Annotated in this window: 19 protein-coding genes; 2 read left to right on the top strand and 17 right to left on the bottom strand. The window is 41.0% G+C overall.

Annotated elements, in window-relative coordinates; all coding sequences use genetic code 11:
* Positions 1–5 precede the first annotated feature (5 nt).
* Genes rsxC through MoGM_RS03065 form a run of 3 tightly spaced genes read right to left on the bottom strand, consistent with a single transcriptional unit; the run spans position 6 to position 2,719 of the window.
* Positions 6–1,358 (bottom strand): electron transport complex subunit RsxC, encoded by a 1,353-nt coding sequence (rsxC, locus tag MoGM_RS03075; RefSeq protein WP_104368712.1) that lies wholly within the window; start codon positions 1,356–1,358, stop codon positions 6–8.
* 4 nt (positions 1,359–1,362) lie between these two features.
* Positions 1,363–2,262 carry a Fe-S cluster domain-containing protein gene (locus tag MoGM_RS03070; protein WP_104368711.1) on the bottom strand — a complete coding sequence of 300 codons (900 nt, stop codon included), beginning with the start codon at positions 2,260–2,262 and terminating at the stop codon, positions 1,363–1,365.
* Positions 2,263–2,296: 34 nt separating this feature from the next.
* Complete coding sequence (locus tag MoGM_RS03065; protein ID WP_104368710.1) at positions 2,297–2,719, bottom strand: SoxR reducing system RseC family protein; 423 nt, start codon at positions 2,717–2,719, stop codon at positions 2,297–2,299.
* Between the two features lie 193 nt (positions 2,720–2,912).
* On the opposite strand from MoGM_RS03065, the gene MoGM_RS03060 reads away from it, so the two are divergent.
* Positions 2,913–3,356 carry a hypothetical protein gene (locus tag MoGM_RS03060; RefSeq protein ID WP_104368743.1) on the top strand — a complete coding sequence of 148 codons (444 nt, stop codon included), beginning with the start codon at positions 2,913–2,915 and terminating at the stop codon, positions 3,354–3,356.
* A gap of 112 nt (positions 3,357–3,468) precedes the next feature.
* Here MoGM_RS03060 and MoGM_RS03055 read toward each other — a convergent pair whose 3' ends face one another.
* The 13 genes from MoGM_RS03055 to glf form a co-directional block, all read right to left on the bottom strand.
* Positions 3,469–4,569 carry a nucleotidyltransferase family protein gene (locus tag MoGM_RS03055; protein WP_104368709.1) on the bottom strand — a complete coding sequence of 367 codons (1,101 nt, stop codon included), beginning with the start codon at positions 4,567–4,569 and terminating at the stop codon, positions 3,469–3,471.
* A 17-nt stretch (positions 4,570–4,586) separates the two neighbouring features.
* On the bottom strand, positions 4,587–4,841 hold the full coding sequence (locus tag MoGM_RS03050; RefSeq protein ID WP_104368708.1) for a hypothetical protein: 255 nt from the start codon (positions 4,839–4,841) through the stop codon (positions 4,587–4,589).
* Positions 4,842–4,868: 27 nt separating this feature from the next.
* Positions 4,869–5,882 carry an NAD(P)-dependent oxidoreductase gene (locus tag MoGM_RS03045; RefSeq protein WP_104368707.1) on the bottom strand — a complete coding sequence of 338 codons (1,014 nt, stop codon included), beginning with the start codon at positions 5,880–5,882 and terminating at the stop codon, positions 4,869–4,871.
* A 5-nt stretch (positions 5,883–5,887) separates the two neighbouring features.
* The gene (locus MoGM_RS03040; protein WP_233210146.1) at positions 5,888–7,126 is read right to left on the bottom strand and encodes a glycosyltransferase; all 1,239 of its coding nucleotides are present in this window, start codon (positions 7,124–7,126) and stop codon (positions 5,888–5,890) included.
* A complete protein-coding gene (locus MoGM_RS03035; RefSeq protein WP_104368741.1) occupies positions 7,095–8,030 on the bottom strand; it encodes an NAD-dependent epimerase/dehydratase family protein in 936 nt (311 codons plus the stop codon). The genes MoGM_RS03040 and MoGM_RS03035 overlap by 32 nt, the downstream gene beginning before the upstream one ends.
* A gap of 208 nt (positions 8,031–8,238) precedes the next feature.
* A complete protein-coding gene (locus MoGM_RS03030) occupies positions 8,239–9,456 on the bottom strand; it encodes a Coenzyme F420 hydrogenase/dehydrogenase, beta subunit C-terminal domain (RefSeq protein WP_104368706.1) in 1,218 nt (405 codons plus the stop codon).
* A gap of 43 nt (positions 9,457–9,499) precedes the next feature.
* Positions 9,500–10,672: a polysaccharide pyruvyl transferase family protein gene (locus MoGM_RS03025; RefSeq protein ID WP_104368705.1), complete on the bottom strand. Its 1,173-nt coding sequence runs from the start codon at positions 10,670–10,672 to the stop codon at positions 9,500–9,502.
* 373 nt (positions 10,673–11,045) lie between these two features.
* Positions 11,046–12,239 (bottom strand): glycosyltransferase, encoded by a 1,194-nt coding sequence (locus MoGM_RS03020; protein ID WP_104368704.1) that lies wholly within the window; start codon positions 12,237–12,239, stop codon positions 11,046–11,048.
* Positions 12,240–12,278: 39 nt separating this feature from the next.
* Entirely contained in the window at positions 12,279–13,352 is a 1,074-nt protein-coding gene (locus MoGM_RS03015) for an EpsG family protein (RefSeq protein WP_104368703.1), read from the bottom strand.
* Positions 13,352–14,521 (bottom strand): glycosyltransferase family 4 protein, encoded by a 1,170-nt coding sequence (locus MoGM_RS03010; protein ID WP_104368702.1) that lies wholly within the window; start codon positions 14,519–14,521, stop codon positions 13,352–13,354. Before MoGM_RS03010 ends, MoGM_RS03015 begins: the two co-directional genes overlap by 1 nt.
* On the bottom strand, positions 14,521–14,775 hold the full coding sequence (locus MoGM_RS03005) for a hypothetical protein (protein WP_104368701.1): 255 nt from the start codon (positions 14,773–14,775) through the stop codon (positions 14,521–14,523). Before MoGM_RS03005 ends, MoGM_RS03010 begins: the two co-directional genes overlap by 1 nt.
* Before the next feature lie 296 nt (positions 14,776–15,071).
* Entirely contained in the window at positions 15,072–16,565 is a 1,494-nt protein-coding gene (locus MoGM_RS03000; RefSeq protein ID WP_104368700.1) for a flippase, read from the bottom strand.
* A gap of 18 nt (positions 16,566–16,583) precedes the next feature.
* A complete protein-coding gene (gene glf, locus MoGM_RS02995; RefSeq protein WP_104368699.1) occupies positions 16,584–17,705 on the bottom strand; it encodes a UDP-galactopyranose mutase in 1,122 nt (373 codons plus the stop codon).
* A gap of 165 nt (positions 17,706–17,870) precedes the next feature.
* Here glf and MoGM_RS02990 point away from each other — a divergent pair, with 165 nt between their 5' ends.
* Entirely contained in the window at positions 17,871–19,034 is a 1,164-nt protein-coding gene (locus MoGM_RS02990; RefSeq protein WP_104368698.1) for an IS4 family transposase, read from the top strand.
* A gap of 354 nt (positions 19,035–19,388) precedes the next feature.
* Here MoGM_RS02990 and MoGM_RS12760 read toward each other — a convergent pair whose 3' ends face one another.
* Entirely contained in the window at positions 19,389–19,709 is a 321-nt protein-coding gene (locus tag MoGM_RS12760; RefSeq protein WP_146078628.1) for a hypothetical protein, read from the bottom strand.
* Positions 19,710–19,790: the final 81 nt, after the last annotated feature.

The raw sequence follows: 19,790 nt of genomic DNA, 5'->3' as shown, positions 1-19,790 counted from the left end.
ATTAATTACTTTTTAGCATTGCGGGCTCTGATTAGCCCCATTACAGTAGACTTTCCTAAACGAACATTGTCGAGTATAGGACGATGAGAAGGACAAGTGAACTGGCACGAACCGCACTCTATACATGAAGTGACACCTTCCGCCTCCACTTTTTCCCAATTGTGCATGGCCGACGCTGTGGCAAGCAGGAACGGTTCGAGCCCCATCGGACAAACACTCACACACTTGGCACAACGAATACAAGGCTGTACAGGCTTACGCACTGCCTCTTCCTCGCTGATGACAGTCACACTATTGGTACCTTTACATACAGGTACTTCAGTAGAAGTCAATGCCTTACCCATCATCGGGCCACCGGCCAATAACTTATTGTTACCTTCGGGCATACCACCGCAAGCATCTATAAGTTCTCTCATAGGCGTACCCATACGAACAAGGAAATTACCGGGATTGGCAATCTTCTTTCCCGTAACGGTAGTATAGCGCTCAAAGAGGGGCTTATTCTTCATAACTGCCTGATATACCGCAAATGCAGTACCTACATTCTGAACGATGGCTCCAACGTTTACAGGAATTGCCGGAGGTGCCGGGACCTGACGCCTGATGACCGCATCCACCAACTGCTTCTCTCCACCCTGCGGATAACGCTGCTTCAAAGGTACGACCTCTATATTGGGATTGCCGGCTGTCTTCTCTGTCAGCAGGTCTATCGCCTGCGGCTTATTAGTCTCTATTCCTATATATGCCTTATCCACCTTTGCCGCTTTCATGAGCAATTCCAAACCTACAAGTATCTCATCGGCATGCTCCATCATGAGTCTGTAATCGGAAGTGATATAAGGTTCGCACTCAACGGCATTGATAATCACGCACTCGGCCTTGACTCCGGGAGGAGGACAAAGTTTGATAAAAGTAGGAAATCCGGCACCGCCCATACCCGTGACACCGGCCGTCTTTATCCTTTCCACTATCTCTTCGGGCGTCAACTCTGGATGTCCGGCCAGTGTTTCAAGCTTGTCCGAGCGGTCGATTGCCTCTTCCCATTCGTCACCTTCCACATTTATTATAATTGCCGGAACACGATATCCCGTGGCGTCAATAGCCGTATCGACCTTAAACACCGTACCCGACACCGATGAATATATCGGGGCCGACACAAAGCCGCCGGCCTCTGCAATCAGCGTTCCGACCTTCACCTTGTCGCCTTTCTTAACCACCGGCTTTGTCGGTGCGCCGATATGTTGCGACAATGGGAAAATAGCCTGCTTCGGCAGTGCGGCTACCTTGGTAGCCATCTCTGCCGTTATCTTGTTTTCTTCCGGGTGGATACCACCTATTCTGAATGTTCTTATGTTCATAAAATCAAGCCTCCGTCTTTACTTGTTCCACATTAGCCGCACCGGCATCCGGCTTGCCTGACTCCACCTGCACCTTGGGAGCAGGGAAATTAACAGCCACGATTGCATGCGTCGGACATACCTTCTCACACTTACGGCACAAGCGGCACTTATCCGGATCTATATAAGAAAGATTGTTCTCTATCGTAATCGCACCGAACGGACACTCTTTCTCGCACTTTCCGCAACCGATACATGCCACCTTACATGCTTTCATCGCCACAGGGCCCTTGTCTTTATTAACACAACTTACATAAACCCTGCGACCTTTCGGACCTTTCTTGCGGAGTTCTATGATATGTCGCGGACAGGCTTTCACACACGCACCGCATGACGTACATTTATCCTCATCAACTTCCGGAATTCCGGTTTCCTCATTGATGTAAATGGCACCGAACTGGCATGCAGCCACACAATCGCCACAACCAAGACACCCAAATCCGCAGGCCGTCTCACCGGCACCGCACGCATGCATTGCCGTGCATGTGCGAAGACCGGAGTACTCTGCTATCTTCGGACGATTGGCACATGTGCCGTTGCAACGTACCACGGCAACCATAGGCTCAGTATTGGCAACAGCCATACCGAGCAAATCGGCAACCTTTCCCATAACCTCCTGTCCGCCAACGGGACAGAAAAAACCGTCGATAGATCCGTTGTCGGCTCCTTTGACAATGGCATCGGCAAAGCCGGCACACCCGGGGAACCCACATCCGCCGCAATTGGCCTGAGGCAACACCTCGGCTACCTGCGACACACGCGGATCTTCCTTCACGGCAAACTTCTTGGAGCAGACATACAGCACGACAGCCGCAACCAGTCCTATCGCTCCAAGCGCAATAACCGCGATAAAAATCAAGTTCATAATCTTTTTATTTGTTTTAGTTATTAATTTAAGTTTATTCTATCTCAAACGACATCTTGCCACGCATCCTGTCTCTCAGAACGTAAAGGATAGCATAATAAGGTACAAGAGCCGCAAGGCCGGCAATAGCCGACAGCGACTCATCAGACGTGAAAGCATAAACAGCAAATAAAACACCGACCAAAACGATAAAAGGCAGGCCGAAACCGTAAAACAAAGCCTGCATAGCCATACCAACGGAAGCAGACACGACAACCGTATCTCCTACTTTAAAACGGGCACTGTCGGCCACACGAAATACTTCAATGATTTTCTCTTTGCTCTCCGATGCATTGCAATGACCGGCAATTTTGCACGCCGCACATGCCGATGTCTGGAGTATGCGAACTCTCACACACTCCCCGTCAATGGCATCCACAACCCCCGAATGTCTTATTCTGCTGTCCTTGTTATTCATCGCATAGAAACTCACCGGATTGCAATCCGGACTTTACAATGCAAAGGTAATACTATCTCTTGAATAAACAAATAAAAAATCAAAATAATTTCCAATTTTATTCGTAATCGTTTGCGGCTGTTCAAATCTTTTTATACTTTTGCCGACAGATAAATTTATGCCGGAAAGGCAGGTCTTAAAAACACTTACGGATATGACAGCTACGGAACAAACATTGCAGCAGACAGAGCGATTTATCGGCAAAGTGGCCGACAAATTTCCGGCAACGGAAGAACCGACGGTTCTAACGGACATACACTTCAGAGTAAACCAAGAGACGGGTGAACTCGTCGCGTTCGACGATGACGACAAGGAAATCACCCGCTCGGTAATAGAACAATGGATAAACAACCATGAAGATGATTTCTACGACTCAGCGACATCGGCCATCCGCAAGTGCCTTGCAAGTAAAAAAGAAATTGTTGAAGGGATGTCTATACTCAAACCTTACTCTTTCGTACTCGAAAACGAGGATAAGGAAAACATAGCCGAACTGTATGTCGTGGACGACGATACGGTAATCATCGACACCGAGCTCATGGCCGACCTCGACAAGGATCTGAACGACTTCCTCGAAAGCATACTAAAAACAAAATAACCGGCTTTTCTACAGCCGGTTATTCGCAATTGACATTCAATAGGAGAATATCAATGTATTTTTATTATTTGACAAAAACATTGGTTTTCCAAAGCTATCAAACAACTTCTCACTATCTGCCAGCCAGCCGTCTGACACCACGTTTGAGCATCGCCCAATAGCACCAGCGTGCCTCATCAGGCCAAAGGCGGTATAGGCTTGCATAGCGTGGCATCTTGACACACATCGTGCGCAACATGTCTTCTTTCTTGCCTACATGGCCTTTATAACGGTAAAACAGACGGCCGAAATTGCCACCGGACAATATCTGACGGCGGAGAAGTTCATAATTGCCGGTCTCACGGACAAGACGGAACGGCAGACATGACTCGGGAAGTCTCAAATCGTCCACACAAATACGGCCGAAAGCGTGGGCAAGAGGCCAGAGGCGCAAGTCTGATGTCCAGCTGGCAAACTTATTGCGGTCTATCCGCTCGTGCTCGGCTGATAAAAAGACGGCCCAGTCGCACACCTGACGCAGTCCGAGTCCGTCCTCAATGACATGCGTGGCCTTGTGGCAAAGCAGGAAGAAAGCATAAAGAGTTGGTGGCAACTCGCAGACCGTAATACCGTCGATATCGCGCCGTGGACAAACGGAAGAAAGGTCGCCGGACAACTCCCTGGAAACGATGTCGTCCAACATGGCCGTAAACCGGGCATTACTGAAATCGCAAAGCCGGCAGTGGTTCTCCACCGTGACACCCTTATAGGAAAACACGTCATGCTTGGCATAGAAAGTATCAACAGACGACGCAAGCCTTTGGGCAACGGTTCCCGCCTTGACCGCATCGGACGGACGGGCAAAAAACAGGTCAATGTCACCGCAAGCACGATGCTCGGGACACGGATACCTGTCGCCTACGCCAAGCCCTTTCATCAACACCGGCTCGACTCCGGCACTTCTGTACTCTGCCAGCAAACTGCCGAGCACGTCTTTCGCCACCCCATTCGACCGCTCAATGCCGCATACACGACCTATCGCCGACATCATCAAAGAACGTCCCGGCCGTACATCCGCAGGAAGCCCCTCAATCCCGTCGACAACCAAGCCAAGCACAGTCTGGCACTCGGCAAAAGCCAATAATCGTTCCCAATCGCAGTTCTCATACAGCGATAGAGATGGAACGTGGCCAAACAAAGAGTAACGGAGAAGAGAAAAGAGGAGGCTATACATAAATCAATACAGTATAATTAATACCTTCCGGACACATTATAATATATATCTTCAAGCATACCGATACGTTTCTTTATATCAAATTCCTCTTCATACAATTTACGTGAGTTCTTGCCATATATTTCAATCTGTTCCAGACTGTCAAGCAAATCACTTATGACATTGACGACCGCATCAAGTGACTGTATACGGCTGTTATAACCATCGCACACACAATCCACATTGCCAACGACATCAAAAGAGATTATATCATGACATTTGCCAAACGGCAATGTCTTTTTCTTTCGTTCTTTCTTTTTTCATTCCAGACATTTGCCGTCATTATCTGCAAACCAATCCCGCAGTGCGGCCTCAAAAGTCCACTTGAACTTATATCCGGATGCAGCCATCTTCTTGCCACAGATGTTCGTGGATATCTGCAATTTCTTAACCCGTGCGGGACAGATACCCATCGGACTGCCAACGCATTTTGCCATCGCTGCTGCCGGCATTATCAATGCATTGGGGATATATGGAACAGCCCGGGTAAGTGCCGTGACCTGTTTCATTGCTCCAACAATCTGTTCTATGGTGTATGCCGGCTCGAAAGTACAGTTGTATATCTCGCACGATGTCCTGCGCTCCTCTACGTTCCACATCATAAACCGCACCAGTTCTTTCACATACACGCAGGCCTTTATCGTATCTTTGCGGCCCGGATAGGCAAAGGTATGCTTCCTGATACCCCAATACAGACGGGTGAAGTTGCCGTTCTCTCCCTTACCGAACACCACCCCGGGACGGACGATGGTAAGCCGTCGGCCGGCAGAAGCAGCCTGCCAGGCCATGTGTATCTTCTCCGCCACAAGCTTCGATATGCCATACGGTGTGTTCGGTGTGGGCAGGGTGTCCTCCGTCTTCAATTCCTCTGCGGCTCCGTATGGGGCGATAGAAGACGTAAACACGATGTTCCTAATTCCCCACTTCTCAGCAAAGGCACATACGTTTTCTGCTCCGCGGATGTTTGTCTCAAAGTAATCATGGTCTGGATGCCCCGGCGTGCGATGCACGGCTGCAAAGTTGAAAATCACATCTTCGGGCGTGGGAGTGAAAGGGAGGTTGTCCATCGGCTTGCGAACGTCATGCTCCACATACGTGGATTGCAGTTCGTGTCCATCGCACAGAGCCGGCTTATAGTCCTTTATCACAGGATTGGAAGTGCCGGGCCTGACAATATCGAGATTATACACTTGTGCATCAGGATAACGCTCTTTGATTAAATTCGTAAGATGGGTACCGATGAAGCCGGTACCGCCGGTGATTATGTAGTTCATATTGCTTAACGTTTTTGTTCTGAAACTGCTTGTTCGAAGAATTCAATTAACCTTTCTGCTTCTGTAACGGCATCAAAGCCTGCTTTTCTTATATCATCTTCCCTACTATGCCGCAAAGGTATCAACTTCTGTGTTTCACTTATTATGATACCAGCCCATTCGTCTGCTGTTTTTTTAAGACTAATAAAATGTCCCAATTCTGCAATTCCAGCCTCTTTTGTTACATTTTCCGAGTAAAATACAGGTAATCCAGCTGCTTGCGATTCTATACCGACAACAGGTAATCCCTCATACAAACTTGGTAAAATAAAAGCATCAAAGGCCATATAAAACTGCTTAATGTCTTCCCTTCTTCCCAACCAACTAATTCTGTCCTTTATATCCAATCTCTTTATTTTATCAAGCATTTGTTGTTCCATTGAACCTGCTCCAATAATTACAAAATGTGCATTATTTTGTTTTTTCGCTATTTCATACAAAATATCAAGCAGGAACAAAGGGTTTTTCTGTTGTTCAAAACGAGCTATGAAACCATAAACCACTTTATCGCTCCAACAAAACCTCTTTCTCGTCCGTTCTCGTAATTCTTTGTCAAAACCTTCCTTTTGGGCATTCACAGGAGTAAGGAACAATCTAACTTTCCCTTTTTCAAACGCCTTTTTCCCAAATTGATATATACCACAATCACGACCATTTGCCATCATATAATTACAGAAACAATGAGAAAACTTTCTTAAAATGTTTTTCATAAATGTTTTTTTTCGTTCAAGAGGAGATGCCATTGTCAGACTTTCACTAATTCTAACTTTTATTCCAGCCCTATATGCAACATATAATGGGAAAAGGTTCATTGTATTATTTATAGCATATAATACATCATAATTGTTTTCATTGAATATTTTTCTCAAAGATTTCAAATGTGCAAAAATATTTTGATATGGCGGTACAACAAATAAATTTCCCCCAAGAGCTTTCACTTCATCATGTGGAATACTATTTGAATCTGCATCTACAATCAAATCAAATTTCACACGCCTTGGGTCAAAACATCTCAGATATGCAAAAATAAGGCTCTTTTGCCCACCGGAATCACATTTGTTTAGACTTATAGCCAAACGAATAGGAGAATTCATGCGACTATCATTCCTACAATTCATATATTTTACCATCATATTTTGATGAGTTCTCTCTGTATTCCTTTCTTCTTTATAATTATTTAATATCATATTTTGATTTTTCTTCATCAAAGAAAATTTTTACGCCATCCATAAACGACGTAAATTCGATATCTACGTATTTTTTCAGGTTTTCTACATCCAACACCATGTTTGAAACATCTACAGGACGAGGATTATTGTATTCTATCTTATAGTCTATACCTGATACTATCTTTAAGAACGCTAACACATCGTTCACAGAATATCCACGGCCGCTGCCTAAATTTAAAGTGACATTACTTATATCCCTTTCAATTAGCATGCAAAAAATTTTCGCAAGATCGTCTATGTAAATATAATCACGTATAGCAGAGCCATCTCCCCATACCTCTACTGGTAGTTTGTCTATAATTTTTCCTATAGCCACAGCCACTAACCCCTGCTTAGCATGAATATTTTGCCCATGTCCATATGGATTCGACGGTCTTACAATAAGATATTTCAGCCCCGCTGTACGATGCTTGAAAAGAATACTGTTTTCCATCATCTGTTTTGACCAGCCATAATATGAAATCGGCGACATGTCATCATCCTCATTAAATGGCTTCATGTCATTGCGATTACCGTATATGGTACCACCAGAAGAGAAATAAACGAACTTTATTTTTCGGTTGGCACATATCTCCATAAGCTCAATAGAAGGGAATATCACATTCTTAAACTCATTTTTATAATCCTCATATGTACTTCCCGGTATCAATGTTGAGACAAGATGTATGATGGTACAAATATCATTATTTTCAATGATTTGTTTTATTTTTTCTGTATCAGACAACGCACATCTATGGGTTATAACATCAAGGTTATCCAGTCGTGAGATATTTGCAAACTCTGGTTCTAAAACATGAACTCGAAATTTGTTTGAATCAAAAAAACTTATAATGTTAGAGCCGATAAAACCTCCACCTCCAATAAAAAGTAAATCTGTCATATTAATTTGATTACATTTGAATCTAAATAAATTAGGATTACAAATCTTTTCATTTTTTATATTCAAAGTATTAACATTTTTGTTGCTTGTATTAATTTGCAATGAACACTTTTATCAAAAATTGTTCATTGCAAATAAACAAAAAAGAAAGTTCTTACTTTGTTTATACTAAAAGCTTAAATCTTTAATTTGAGAATATATACAGCCGTCAGCGTTCATCACGCCGTGTGTAGAAAAGCATGAATATGCGCTTTGCCACGTTGTATATGCCGAGCCGGTGGCAGGTGATGCGTACGGCAGTATTGAGCCTTACGGACAGTGTCGTGGGAAACCATTTGTCGAAGAATACGGCCGGTGCCATGGCATTGCTGTCTCTGAAAAAATCGCTCCGCTGCAGATTCATCGGTACGGAATGGAACATCTCTCTTACGCCGTGTGTCAATTTGTCCGGTTCAACATTCACAACGGTTCCTGCTTTGGCCACAACTTCATTGATAAATTCTGTACCTTTTGCTGTATGTGTCAATATTCGGGTTGTGCCGTTACCATCGAGCTTGTCGGTGAATTGCTCAGGCGAGAAACAGTCCCACAATGTAATGTCAGAATGCCGATAGCGTTTCTTGAACCGACATGAATAGCATGACGGGCGGTCACTGAGATTAGAAAAGAAAGCTCTCAAGTATGCATCGGAATCTACGCCTTTGTGATAGTTCTTCTTCTCTTCACTGTTATATATCGACATGCTACTGTAATGATAGCCATAGTGCTTGTCGCGAAAAAGGATATTGGTAAATCGGCCGCCGATTTGCTGTTTCGCTCTCTCTATATAGAGAGATAATATGTGTGGACTTGGTATGCCGTGGCATACCAAGTCCACACATATTAAATTCATATATTCCCGACCGCGGAGAAAGTGGCGCAGCCCTTCCACCTGGCATGGCGTGCCGCTGAAGCAGACCGGTCTGCCTGTTCTCAACTGAGCCAACACGTCGCTGTATGCCGTGCCGACACGGCTCTGCACATATTTGCTGTTTCTGAATATCCTCAAGTCGTCGATGGTCTCTGCCGGCTGGTGCTCGACGATAAATGTCCCCGGCCTGTATCCGGCACCGAATACGATGCCTCCGCGATGTATTATTTCCGCGGCTATCGCGGTGAAAGCACCTCCCGATGTGCTCTCACGCCGAATGAGGCTGTCAGAATTCTGGAAGAGAAAGCCCTCCTGATGGTGAGGCGTGTCTTCGCCAGTGGCGTTGACGATAGGGCATACTTTATCGCACACCCCGCATCCAATACATGAGTGTGTGTCAATCTGCGGGTAGCAGAAGCCCTCCTCGTCTTCTTTCATCTCGATGCAATGCTTGGGACAGGCGTTATGGCAGGCCCAGCATCCGCAGCAGTCCTGCTTGTTTTCAATGTGTATCATCGGTTGTTGTTGTTTCGTTCTGTTTCATTGATATGAAGCTGCGTCATGCAAGTGAGTTGCAAAGCCATTCGACAGACTTCTGGCGCAGTGAGTCGATACGGTTGTGAACCGGACCGTAGTCAATGCCGCTCTTCGAGCATGCCGTGGTATCTTCATCGCCTTTGAGCATCCGGCTCTCGAGTCCGGCAAGCGACAGCAGCGAGTAGAGACGTGAGTTGGTGGATACGGTAGAGTCCTTTCCGTAGCGTCTGAAAGTGAAGAACCGCTTGCTGTAGAGGATGGCAAAGACAGTACAGTGAAACGAGTCGGTGCACACGTATTCGGCATCGCGTATCAGGCTGATAAACTCTTTAGGACCGATGTCGTATGGTGTATGGTCGGCAAAAACTTCGTCGCAGCTTATGTATTCATCGCAGTGTTGCATTTGTATTATGCTGCATCCGGTAGTCTCTTTGAGACGCTTCACCCATTCGCGTTGTGGAGGATTGTTACCGAGAAAATAGCAGAAGATATATTTCTCGCCGGCATGAGGTGAGGCGCCGGCCGTCTCATCCCATTCAGCGGCGGTGAAGAGCAGTGTAGGGTCGCACACTATCGGGACATCACGGCCGGTCAGTTTCATGACGATATCCTGCCCGCTCTTTTCCCTGACGGCAATGCTGTCGAGCCTACCGAGGAAAGCCGTTGCCTTGACGGCCTGTTTGTGCGGCAGCGAACTCACCCCGAAGCTCGTGGCGTATGCAATCTTTTTAATGCTGTCCGGCACAAAGTTCAGCGTATAGTAATCTGCCTCGATGTTGCTCGGCAGCCACAGTTGGTCGCTACCTACAATGAAAGTACTGTAATCTCCGGCACACCGGCCCAGTTCGGCTTTACTCCCGTATATCCGTGAGAGCCTGAACATAGTGACGGCAAATTCATCGAATTTAGCCTTGCGTATGGCTGAATTCCTTGCATAGTCGGGATAGCGCCTTATGGCAATGACCTTTCTCACGGTCGCCATCTTGTCTCTGATGGTATCAAGATGGAATATACGACTGATGAAATACCGGTATTTAGCCCTGTTGATTTCTTTCCGCAGCCCGCCTATACATATTGTTTCATTGGCGATACCGAGCTTGTCAAGTATTCTTTGTGTGGCGTAAGCCTGTAGCTGACTACCGTAGTTGGGCTGAAAATAGCAGCTTACGATGGCCACTTTTTTGTTTCCTGTCATGTCGTTATGTGGTTAAAAGTTTGCAGTCTACTGCATTTATGAGATGTAATCAGTAATCAACCAAACAATATTACAAATAAATATAAGTTAGTTTTATCAGTACAATAATTATTTTACACTGCAAGTGTATTACGCTCTCTTTACCAAAGATTATACATAAAAATAGCAAAAACTCAAAAATACAATTTTTGATAATACCAATCAAAATAACCTGTAATAGTAAAGTACATAAAGCATGCAGGAAACAAGCCAAAGTGGCAACTTATTGTAATTTACTGTTTTTAACGTATTCATCAATCTATTCAATATAACAATCTATAAGTATAGCTTCCCGCATTGACGTATAAGAAATCCTTATAACTAAAGACGAATTCTATTTCATAAATTCCTTCATGAATTTTGATCTTATACTATCCAATCTGCTTTTTTTATAATATGCTGCACGTTGAAAATTTCTTTTCGCTTCTTCCATATAATTCTCTTTCATAGTAAGTATTAAAGATGACAATTTGATATAATCACCACATGGAAAAATATAATCTTTATTTATTAATTCATAATTTCCACCTGTGTCAGATGCAATAACAGGACAAGCACGACTTATTGCTTCTACGATTGCCCTACAAAGTCCTTCTTGATAACTCGGTTGTATATATATGTCTATACTATCTAACCAAGAAAACACCTCATTGTGAGGTTTGGGACCTAAAACTTTTACTTGATTTTCTATTCCTAATTTCTTGCTTAGCTTTATAAGGCGAAGACCTTGCCCGATACCAATCATTTCATATTGAATATTGGTAATACCTTTTTTCTTTAATTCGGCAATGGCACGTATCACATTTTCCTGTCCTTTCCATTTTACATCAAGAAAAGCCGCTGTTCCTAATTTAACAACACCTATTCCTGCTTGTAAATCCCTTATTTTATTATCAATATGTACCAAACGTTTCTTTAATATATTCTCGTTTGATTCATTCAAAACTACATCTGAACATCCCAACATTTTTTTACATGGATAACGTTTTTGTAAAGCCTCATCCGTGACATAAATTGCACACTCTGCATTTGCAGCCATACGCTTTGTCATATGTTCAAAATAATTTGCAAGAAGTCTCCCCATCAGGCTATGATGAGACATCACTTCTACAATGAATCCTGTAACCTCAAATATATAAGGTTTGTTATAATCTATACATGCTTTCTGGCATATATTTGTATAAAAACTCGCAGAGCGGATGATTATTTTATCTGCATGTGCAACTTCATGTCGTATTGTTTTTGTTATTTTTTTTCTTTTAAAAATATTAATAATATTACATTTTGGATGAGTTATATCCTCTACTGGGACAAGTTTTATTTTGTTATTAACAAGTACTGGATTAAACCTACTCTCCGCCTCTGCAATAGAATATATTCTTCTTTCTTGTCTGAGTATTATAACAAACTCATCGCACAAATCCATATACCTTTGCCAAACTTCTTTTGTGAAATTCGGATCCGTAAACCAACGGCCATCCTCTGATTTCTTAAAGCGAGAACCACCATTAACAAAAACCAACCTCATTATATTTAATTTTGGGAATTATATCAATATTGATATATATCAATTAGTATTGTAAATAATAGAATTATAAGGTTCATATGGAAGATTTTGCCATTCATAATATTCTTGTTCTCTGATAATGTTTTTTACATATAATAATCCATACAAAACAAATATAAAAACAAATACATTACGATATATTCTCGTTTTTATATATTTGATACACAATGGTATAATAAATATTTCACTTATACAGTAATAATATGTTCCTCTTGATTTCATTGTTAAATGATTAATCAGCAATAAGGATAAGAAAACTCCTACTAAATACATATTGAGAAATATCTTTTCTCTACTACTTATATGCTTATTGTATAAAAGTTCAAAAAAGAAAATAGATAAAACAATTTTTCTACATTCTGTCAGTCCAAAAGAAGAATCAGAATAAGAAGTATCAGTTATTGTATTTATTGTTTTTTGGAAGATATTAGGTAAAAAAGATAGAATTTCCGCAACCCATCTGACCTGAAACGTTATTCCAAATATCAAGGAAAGAACTAATAGTATATAGAATTTTTTACGGGTAAAATTAATATTGGCAATCCAATACATAGGAAAAAAGACAAAACATGTCCTATGAATAATTAAAGTTGAAGACAAGATAATTATTATAAAAATACCAAGCTTTTTCCTCTTAATATATCTTAAGCTAAAAATACATATGGAAAGAGCCAAACCTTGTCTCATAATTCCCATATCATAAAATAAATACGTGAAAGAATAAAACAATAATAATACAAGGAACTTATACTTCTCTTTGTTAATCTCGTTACAAATTATTAATACAGAAGGTATGGCATATAAAAAGAATACATAATGAATATTATCCAGATAATGTGCCGGTAAAACAAAATAAGCTTCTGTTTCTATTAAAGCTAATTCGATACTTTCTTTTGATAGTCCAAATACATGTGTATATATATTATAGTCTGTGCCAATATCTTTACGAGTGCCCGCAAAAACAACAAGTATTATAGACATTACCCAAAACGTCTTATCCATTTTTGCTTTTGGATGAGAATACTCATACAAAGCTAAAACAGCAATTATAAAGAAAAGAAAGTAGTACTCCATTATAAATTATTTATTTGACGGTACACATCTTTATAATTGCGATAAAACAATTCGCATGTAAACTTATTATTATATAGTTCTTTACTTATACATTCCAATTCCTTACGTCTTTCTTTACTACTGGTTATGAGACTTTCTATTTTTTGCACAGCATCATCTTTATCAGAATAAAGTAAAACACTTTCTACTTCGGTGAAAAACTTATTTCCTCCCGTATTACTTGCAACAATGATCTTTCCTAAAGACAATACTTCAAGCATTATCAAATCAAAATATGTTTCTCTATTAGGAAGAATAAATACATCTGATGCGGCAATAATAGAGTGTGGATCGTTCGTCCAACCAATCTCTATCCAGCGATCATGCTTCAAACCCTGCAATGGTTCTTCTTTTCCGGCAACCAGTATATATGTGTTGGAGTATTTTGACAAGACTTCTTTTCCTATCGTTTTTAAGATGTCATATCCCTTAATTTCATTATGACGACCCACATAACATAATATGAAGCTATCTTCAGGAATGTTATACTTTTCTCTAAGATTTTTACGATTCATTTTAGATATACAGGGATTTATACCTGTCGGAACATAAAAGAATCTATCGCTTTTTAACTCTTTTATCTTCTTAAAACTATCCCAAGCATGATAATAAGGCTCTTCCGCTTCTGGACATGGAAATATAAAATAATCAGCCCTATTAAAAGCATACTCGTCAATACGAATTAATTTATTGTATAAGAATGCAAAAATCTTCTTGTCTATAGTCCTTAATGAATCATATATTTCTTTAGACAACAATGTTGGCGAATGTGATGTTAAAATAACTTTTCCTCTATATTCTTTAAGACTATCACGTACTTGATACATATCCAAAGTTGAATGAAAATGCACCATATCATACTTATTAAGGTCTATTATTGCATTATGTCTTCCATACTCTAAAAGGAAATGCTTTACAAATAGTTTTAATGTACGACCTAAACTCTTACAATATTTCCAATTATCAATATTGGTTTTCTTCTTCAATGATTGATAGGCTTTATCAATTTTTAAATACTCAATATCTGTGTCAGTGTGTTTGGCTACTTCTTTATAAAGATTGTAATTATAACCAAGATGTCCACCAACAGGCCGAAGTTGACTTTCTTCTATATATATTAAAACTTTCATTATATTTTTATTTCAAAAAAATTATCTATTTTCTTTATTGTTTTTGCTGGCACTCCTGAAACAATTGAATTATCTGATACGTCTTTTACGACTACAGAATTCTGACATACAATGCAATTATTACCAATATGAACTTTACCTATTACTTTACAGCCTAATGTAAAATAACAATTGTTACCAATTATTGCCCTATTGTCTTGTCCTGCTTTATTGCCAATTACAACACCAGCTGTCACGCTGCAATTGGTACCCATTGATTTGCAGTTTACAATTACCCCCCCCTAAATGTGGTATATAAAGTCCATACCCACAAGTGTTTAAGGAAATAAAAGTATTATATTTAAGTTGAAGGCGTTGATAGTTCCATCTTATAATTAGATAAAAGAGTGTATGTAAAGGACTTTTCCTGCTACAGTTCTTTGCATATTCACATAAACGAAGATTATAAAGTAAATGAATCGCGCGACTATATTCCATAAAAAAAAGTTTGCCTATAATATATTTTCTCAGAGTATAGCCATAACGTTCTCGGTCTGCTTTAATATATGTTCTAAGCTCCTTTAATGTTGTTATCATTTTCTTTATACTTTTTTATTTGTTTTATTCTTATGTCTTTTACAATACAACATACCTCATCTACTATAGAATTTTGCCCCAATATATAGATTATGCTAACATATATAATACATCCAATAATTGGAATTAATAACAATAGAAAAGTATCGCTAACAATATAATTCCTAACTATAATACATGGTATCATCATCACTATTGAAGCTAATATGACGATAAGATTCTGCCTGTTGAACAGCCGAAACGGAATGTATTTAGCACCGATGATACTCATTGTCAGAGTGACACCTGTCTCGGCAACAACTGTTGCAATCGCTGCACCATCCTGTGCATATTTCGGAATCAACAGACAATTTAATGAGAAATTAATTACAGCCCCCACGGCTGTACTGTATATCACGAGGTTCTCTTTCCTTTGAGGGTAAAGTACCTGTATGCCCATGACGTTGCTAAGACCGATTATGAGCATCACGGGGGAGATTATCATTAGTGTGCGGATTGCAGGCTCGTATGACTGGCCACAAAACAGATGTATGAGTGACGGGGCAAGAACTATAAGCCCTATGAAAAGCGGAGTGCTAAATGTGAACACAAAATCTATTGCCTTTCGTGACAGGCGGTTGAATTCTTCCATGCGTCCCTCATGTATTAAGTTTGACAGTCTCGGCAACATCACCGTACCAAGCGAGCTTACCACGCCCATAAGTACGGTTGTTATCTTCGATGCCGCCGTGTAATAGCCTACAGCAGTTGAGTCTTTCATGAAGCCGAGCATCACCATATCCAGATTGACATAAATGCTGATAATCAGGTTTAAGACAAAGATACGAAGCGACGGCACCAAGTGGCGCAGGGGACGTAGCTCGCCGAGCCTGTGAAGCCTCGGTTTGATATACCGCCGCATACGCCACAGGTTGAACACATTGCCTCCGACTGTACCCAATACGGTGAAGCCGGCATACCACATCAGATCGTCACGTGTCCGTACAAATACAAACAATAACAGAATGGCAAGTAGCCGCACCACTATTCCACGAATCGTGATATACTTGAAATCCTCAACTCCTTGAAACAGCCAATTACATCCAATAGCATTGAAGAATATCGTTGTGCTCAACAGGAGAAACAATGGTATGTCAACCGTGACTTTAGCCACCGTCATACAAATAATGCCGACGGCCAAATAGCCTAATGCGGTAAGAGATGTGTGCAGTATGACAATTTCAAGACAGACACGGCTCAACTCCTTTTTATCGTTACGCACACTGGCACTTTCACGAATAGCATATAGAGGAATGCCGATGCTTGACAAGAGTACAATGTAGTTTATTATCGACTGAAAGAAATTCACCTGCCCTATACCGTCTGCCAACATTATTCGTGAGGCATAAGGGAAAGTAACCAAAGGAAACAACAGGCTTGTTACGGTATTCAACAGGTTGAATATATAATTCTTCTTTATCGAATTCACCTTACTAAATGCTTTTGTTTACTTGAACATTTCCATGACTTGCTCAACAACAGGAGCCATATCATAATATTTATATTGTCCGAGACGGCCACCAAAGATTACATCCTCTTCATGTTCCGCCAATCGTCTGTAACTCTCCGCAAGAGCATTATTACGTTCGTTGTTCACGGGATAGTACGGTTCCATTCCATCCTTGTACTCTGTTGAGTATTCCTCGCTAACAACGGTTTTAGGACAGTTATATACTTCCTGACCGAACATCTCGAAATGCTTGTGCTCGATGATACGTGTGTAAGGTTGCTCGTGGGATGTGTAGTTTACAACGGCATTACCTTGATAGTTTGGTGTGTCCTCTATACGCGTCTTGAAAGAGACAGTGCGCCAGTCGAGCTTGCCAAGCCGATAGCCGAAGTATTCGTCCACGGCTCCTGTATATACAAGTTTATCGGCATAATTTTTCCATTCCTTATATTCGGAGTTAAAGAAATCAACGGAGATTTTGTTGTCGACATCCGCAAGTAGCCCTTCAATAAGTTTGTTGTAGCCTCCCACAGGGATGCCCTGATATTTGTCATTGAAATAATTGTTGTCAAAAACCAGACGAACAGGCAGACGTTTGATTATGAAAGCAGGCAGTTCTGTACACTTTCGTCCCCACTGTTTCTCTGTATATTCTTTAATCAATGTAGTGAATATGTCCTTTCCGACAAGCGTCAAAGCCTGTTCTTCGAGATTAGCCGGCTCACGTCCGCCAAGACAGGTCTGTGCTTCTGCCCGCTGTTCGTCAATCTTCAGTCTTGCCTGCTCCGGCGTAGTCACGCCCCACATTTGGTAAAATGTGTTCATATTAAAGGGCAAATTGTAGTATTTACCTTTATAATTGGCTATAGGGGAATTCGTATAGCGGTTAAACTCCACAATAGAATTCACAAAATTCCACACTTCCTTATTATTTGTGTGGAAGATATGTGCCCCATACTTATGCACATTAATTCCTTCTATATTCTCACAATAGATATTACCTCCTAAATGAGCCCGCTTGTCTATCACCAGACATTTCTTTCCTCGCTTCGTAGCAAAATATGCAAATGTTGCTCCAAACAATCCTGAACCAACTATTAAATAATCATATTGTCGCATATAGTTTTTATTTTCTTTGAAAATTATGTTTAATAGTACTGATTATTCATTAGTGTCCACTAAAAAATCATAAGAGTACTTTGAAATTATTGAAATTCAATTTGTTATAGCCGATTTTGGTGCGCAACGATTTGAAATTACTTTTGCAGTCTGAATCAGACTGTTATGAATAAAGACAAGTACGTTTTCGCCCAATTAGTCCAGTTTCTTGACAACTTCAAGTTTCTACGCATCGTGAAGAAGTATGATGGAGACAAGTATGTAAAGAGTTATACCTGTTGGAATCAACTACTTACGCTGATGTTCGGGCAGCTGTCAAATCGTGAAAGTCTGCGCGATCTTATCGTGGCGATGGAAGCCCATGCAGGAAAGCTTTACCATCTCGGCATCGGCAAATCTGTGACGCGGAGCAATCTTAGCAAGGCTAACGAGCAGCGCGATTACCACATCTTCGAGGAGTTTGCCTTCTATATGATTGCGGAAGCCCGCAAGCGAAGGATACAGAAAATCTTCGAGCTTGACGGTCATGTCTATGCCTTTGACTCCACCACCATAGACCTCTGCCTGTCGGTGTTCGAGTGGGCTAAGTTTCGCAGGCACAAGGGCGGAATCAAGATGCATACACTTTACGATGTAGAGGCTCAAGTTCCTGCATTCGTGCATATTACCGAAGCAAAAGTCCATGATTCAAAGGCTATGCCGGAGATTCCATATGAGAAAGGCGCGCACTATATTTTCGACCGTGGCTACAACGATTTCGGCAATCTTTACACGATTAATCGCATCGAGGCGTTCTTTGTCGTCAGGGCGAAAGCCAATGTACGATTCAAGCCAGAGACGTGGAAACGGAGGCTTCCAGAGAACGTTGTATCTGACGCTATCGGCTACTTCACGGTTTATAAAAGCGCGAAAGATTACCCGGAAAGACTCCGCAAGGTGGTCTGCATCGACCCTGAAGACGGTACCAGATACATATTTCTGACCAACAATCAGACGGCATCAGCCGAGACAATTGTCGAGTTATACCGCAACCGATGGAGCGTGGAACTGTTCTTCAAATGGATCAAGCAGCATCTGTGTATCAAGAAGTTCTGGGGAACATCAGAGAATGCAGTGCGTATCCAAATCTATTGTGCCATAATTACTTATTGCCTTGTGGCAATAGTGCAACACGATATGAAACTGGAGCGGAGCATCTATGAAGTACTACAGATTCTTGGAATCTCGCTGACCGACAAGACTCATCTGAGAGACCTCTTCGACAAATCGAATTTCAAAAATGTCAATGTCCTCTATGGTTCAAGTGAACCAAATTTATTTAATTTTTAACCCCGTCCATTTTTAGTGGACAGTAGTGCTGATTATTATTAAAGAAATGGAAATGTTTTTTACTATGATGCCACGAATAGAATGCATATATATGTTTGGTATAATATATATGCCTCGTTTATACCGTCACCCCATCCGGCACCTCTGTGCCAGTGTCGTTATACGGCTGTAGGTAAGTATAATATAAGACTCACGGCTTTCATTATAAATAAGCCTGCCATGTTCTTCTTTACGGCTATACTTCTAACATCCCGTTGCTTAAACTTCTCTTGATTTTATTTAATATACAGAAATTCATAAATATACATAAACGATGTTAGGCTATTTCATTTTATACCATTCGAATAATCTTTATCAAAAAAAAAAATCAGGTATAGAGATTGTAATACTATCCTTAAGATATTTATAATCTAAATCAGACTTTATTAGTGTACCATTAAGTTCCAATCCTGTCATCGATGCCATTAAAATACGAGAAGAATTATCGTTAAGCCCCAATGGGCAGACATTACATTGTGGATAACGTCGTGACAACCGATAAGCCGATTTTTCAAATGCCACCCAATATTCACCTATATGATATAAATATATAGATGATTGGTTATCAGTTTCCTTACTTAAAATTTCCGGCAAACGGGTTTTAAGCAGGTTCATGAGACGCTGTCCGGATTTCATTTGAAAATGAATTACCCTATAAGACAAAATATACTATTAATACACAATAGCTAAAACAAGTACAGATGAACTTTTACTGAT

It is taken from the genome of Prevotella sp. MGM1, assembly GCF_002933775.1.
Lineage (GTDB): Bacteria > Bacteroidota > Bacteroidia > Bacteroidales > Bacteroidaceae > Prevotella.
Note: the sequence above shows the minus strand (reverse complement) of the source record. Positions and strands in the feature narration are given on the sequence as shown.

Bases quoted from the DNA above. Each gene is read 5' to 3' on its own strand.
- MoGM_RS03045 (WP_104368707.1), bottom strand. From the start codon at position 5,882: ATGAACTACATAATCACCGGCGGTACCGGCTTCATCGGTACCCATCTT.
- MoGM_RS12760 (WP_146078628.1), bottom strand. From the start codon at position 19,709: ATGAAATCCGGACAGCGTCTCATGAACCTGCTTAAAACCCGTTTGCCG.
- MoGM_RS03055 (WP_104368709.1), bottom strand. From the start codon at position 4,569: ATGTATAGCCTCCTCTTTTCTCTTCTCCGTTACTCTTTGTTTGGCCAC.
- rsxC (WP_104368712.1), bottom strand. From the start codon at position 1,358: ATGAACATAAGAACATTCAGAATAGGTGGTATCCACCCGGAAGAAAAC.
- MoGM_RS03020 (WP_104368704.1), bottom strand. From the start codon at position 12,239: ATGAGGTTGGTTTTTGTTAATGGTGGTTCTCGCTTTAAGAAATCAGAG.
- MoGM_RS03065 (WP_104368710.1), bottom strand. From the start codon at position 2,719: ATGAATAACAAGGACAGCAGAATAAGACATTCGGGGGTTGTGGATGCC.
- MoGM_RS03030 (WP_104368706.1), bottom strand. From the start codon at position 9,456: ATGATACACATTGAAAACAAGCAGGACTGCTGCGGATGCTGGGCCTGC.
- MoGM_RS03010 (WP_104368702.1), bottom strand. From the start codon at position 14,521: ATGAAAGTTTTAATATATATAGAAGAAAGTCAACTTCGGCCTGTTGGT.
- MoGM_RS03005 (WP_104368701.1), bottom strand. From the start codon at position 14,775: ATGGGTACCAATTGCAGCGTGACAGCTGGTGTTGTAATTGGCAATAAA.
- MoGM_RS03035 (WP_104368741.1), bottom strand. From the start codon at position 8,030: ATGACAGATTTACTTTTTATTGGAGGTGGAGGTTTTATCGGCTCTAAC.
- MoGM_RS03040 (WP_233210146.1), bottom strand. From the start codon at position 7,126: ATGAAGAAAAATCAAAATATGATATTAAATAATTATAAAGAAGAAAGG.
- MoGM_RS03070 (WP_104368711.1), bottom strand. From the start codon at position 2,262: ATGAACTTGATTTTTATCGCGGTTATTGCGCTTGGAGCGATAGGACTG.
- glf (WP_104368699.1), bottom strand. From the start codon at position 17,705: ATGCGACAATATGATTATTTAATAGTTGGTTCAGGATTGTTTGGAGCA.
- MoGM_RS03025 (WP_104368705.1), bottom strand. From the start codon at position 10,672: ATGACAGGAAACAAAAAAGTGGCCATCGTAAGCTGCTATTTTCAGCCC.
- MoGM_RS03015 (WP_104368703.1), bottom strand. From the start codon at position 13,352: ATGGAGTACTACTTTCTTTTCTTTATAATTGCTGTTTTAGCTTTGTAT.
- MoGM_RS02990 (WP_104368698.1), top strand. From the start codon at position 17,871: ATGAATAAAGACAAGTACGTTTTCGCCCAATTAGTCCAGTTTCTTGAC.
- MoGM_RS03060 (WP_104368743.1), top strand. From the start codon at position 2,913: ATGACAGCTACGGAACAAACATTGCAGCAGACAGAGCGATTTATCGGC.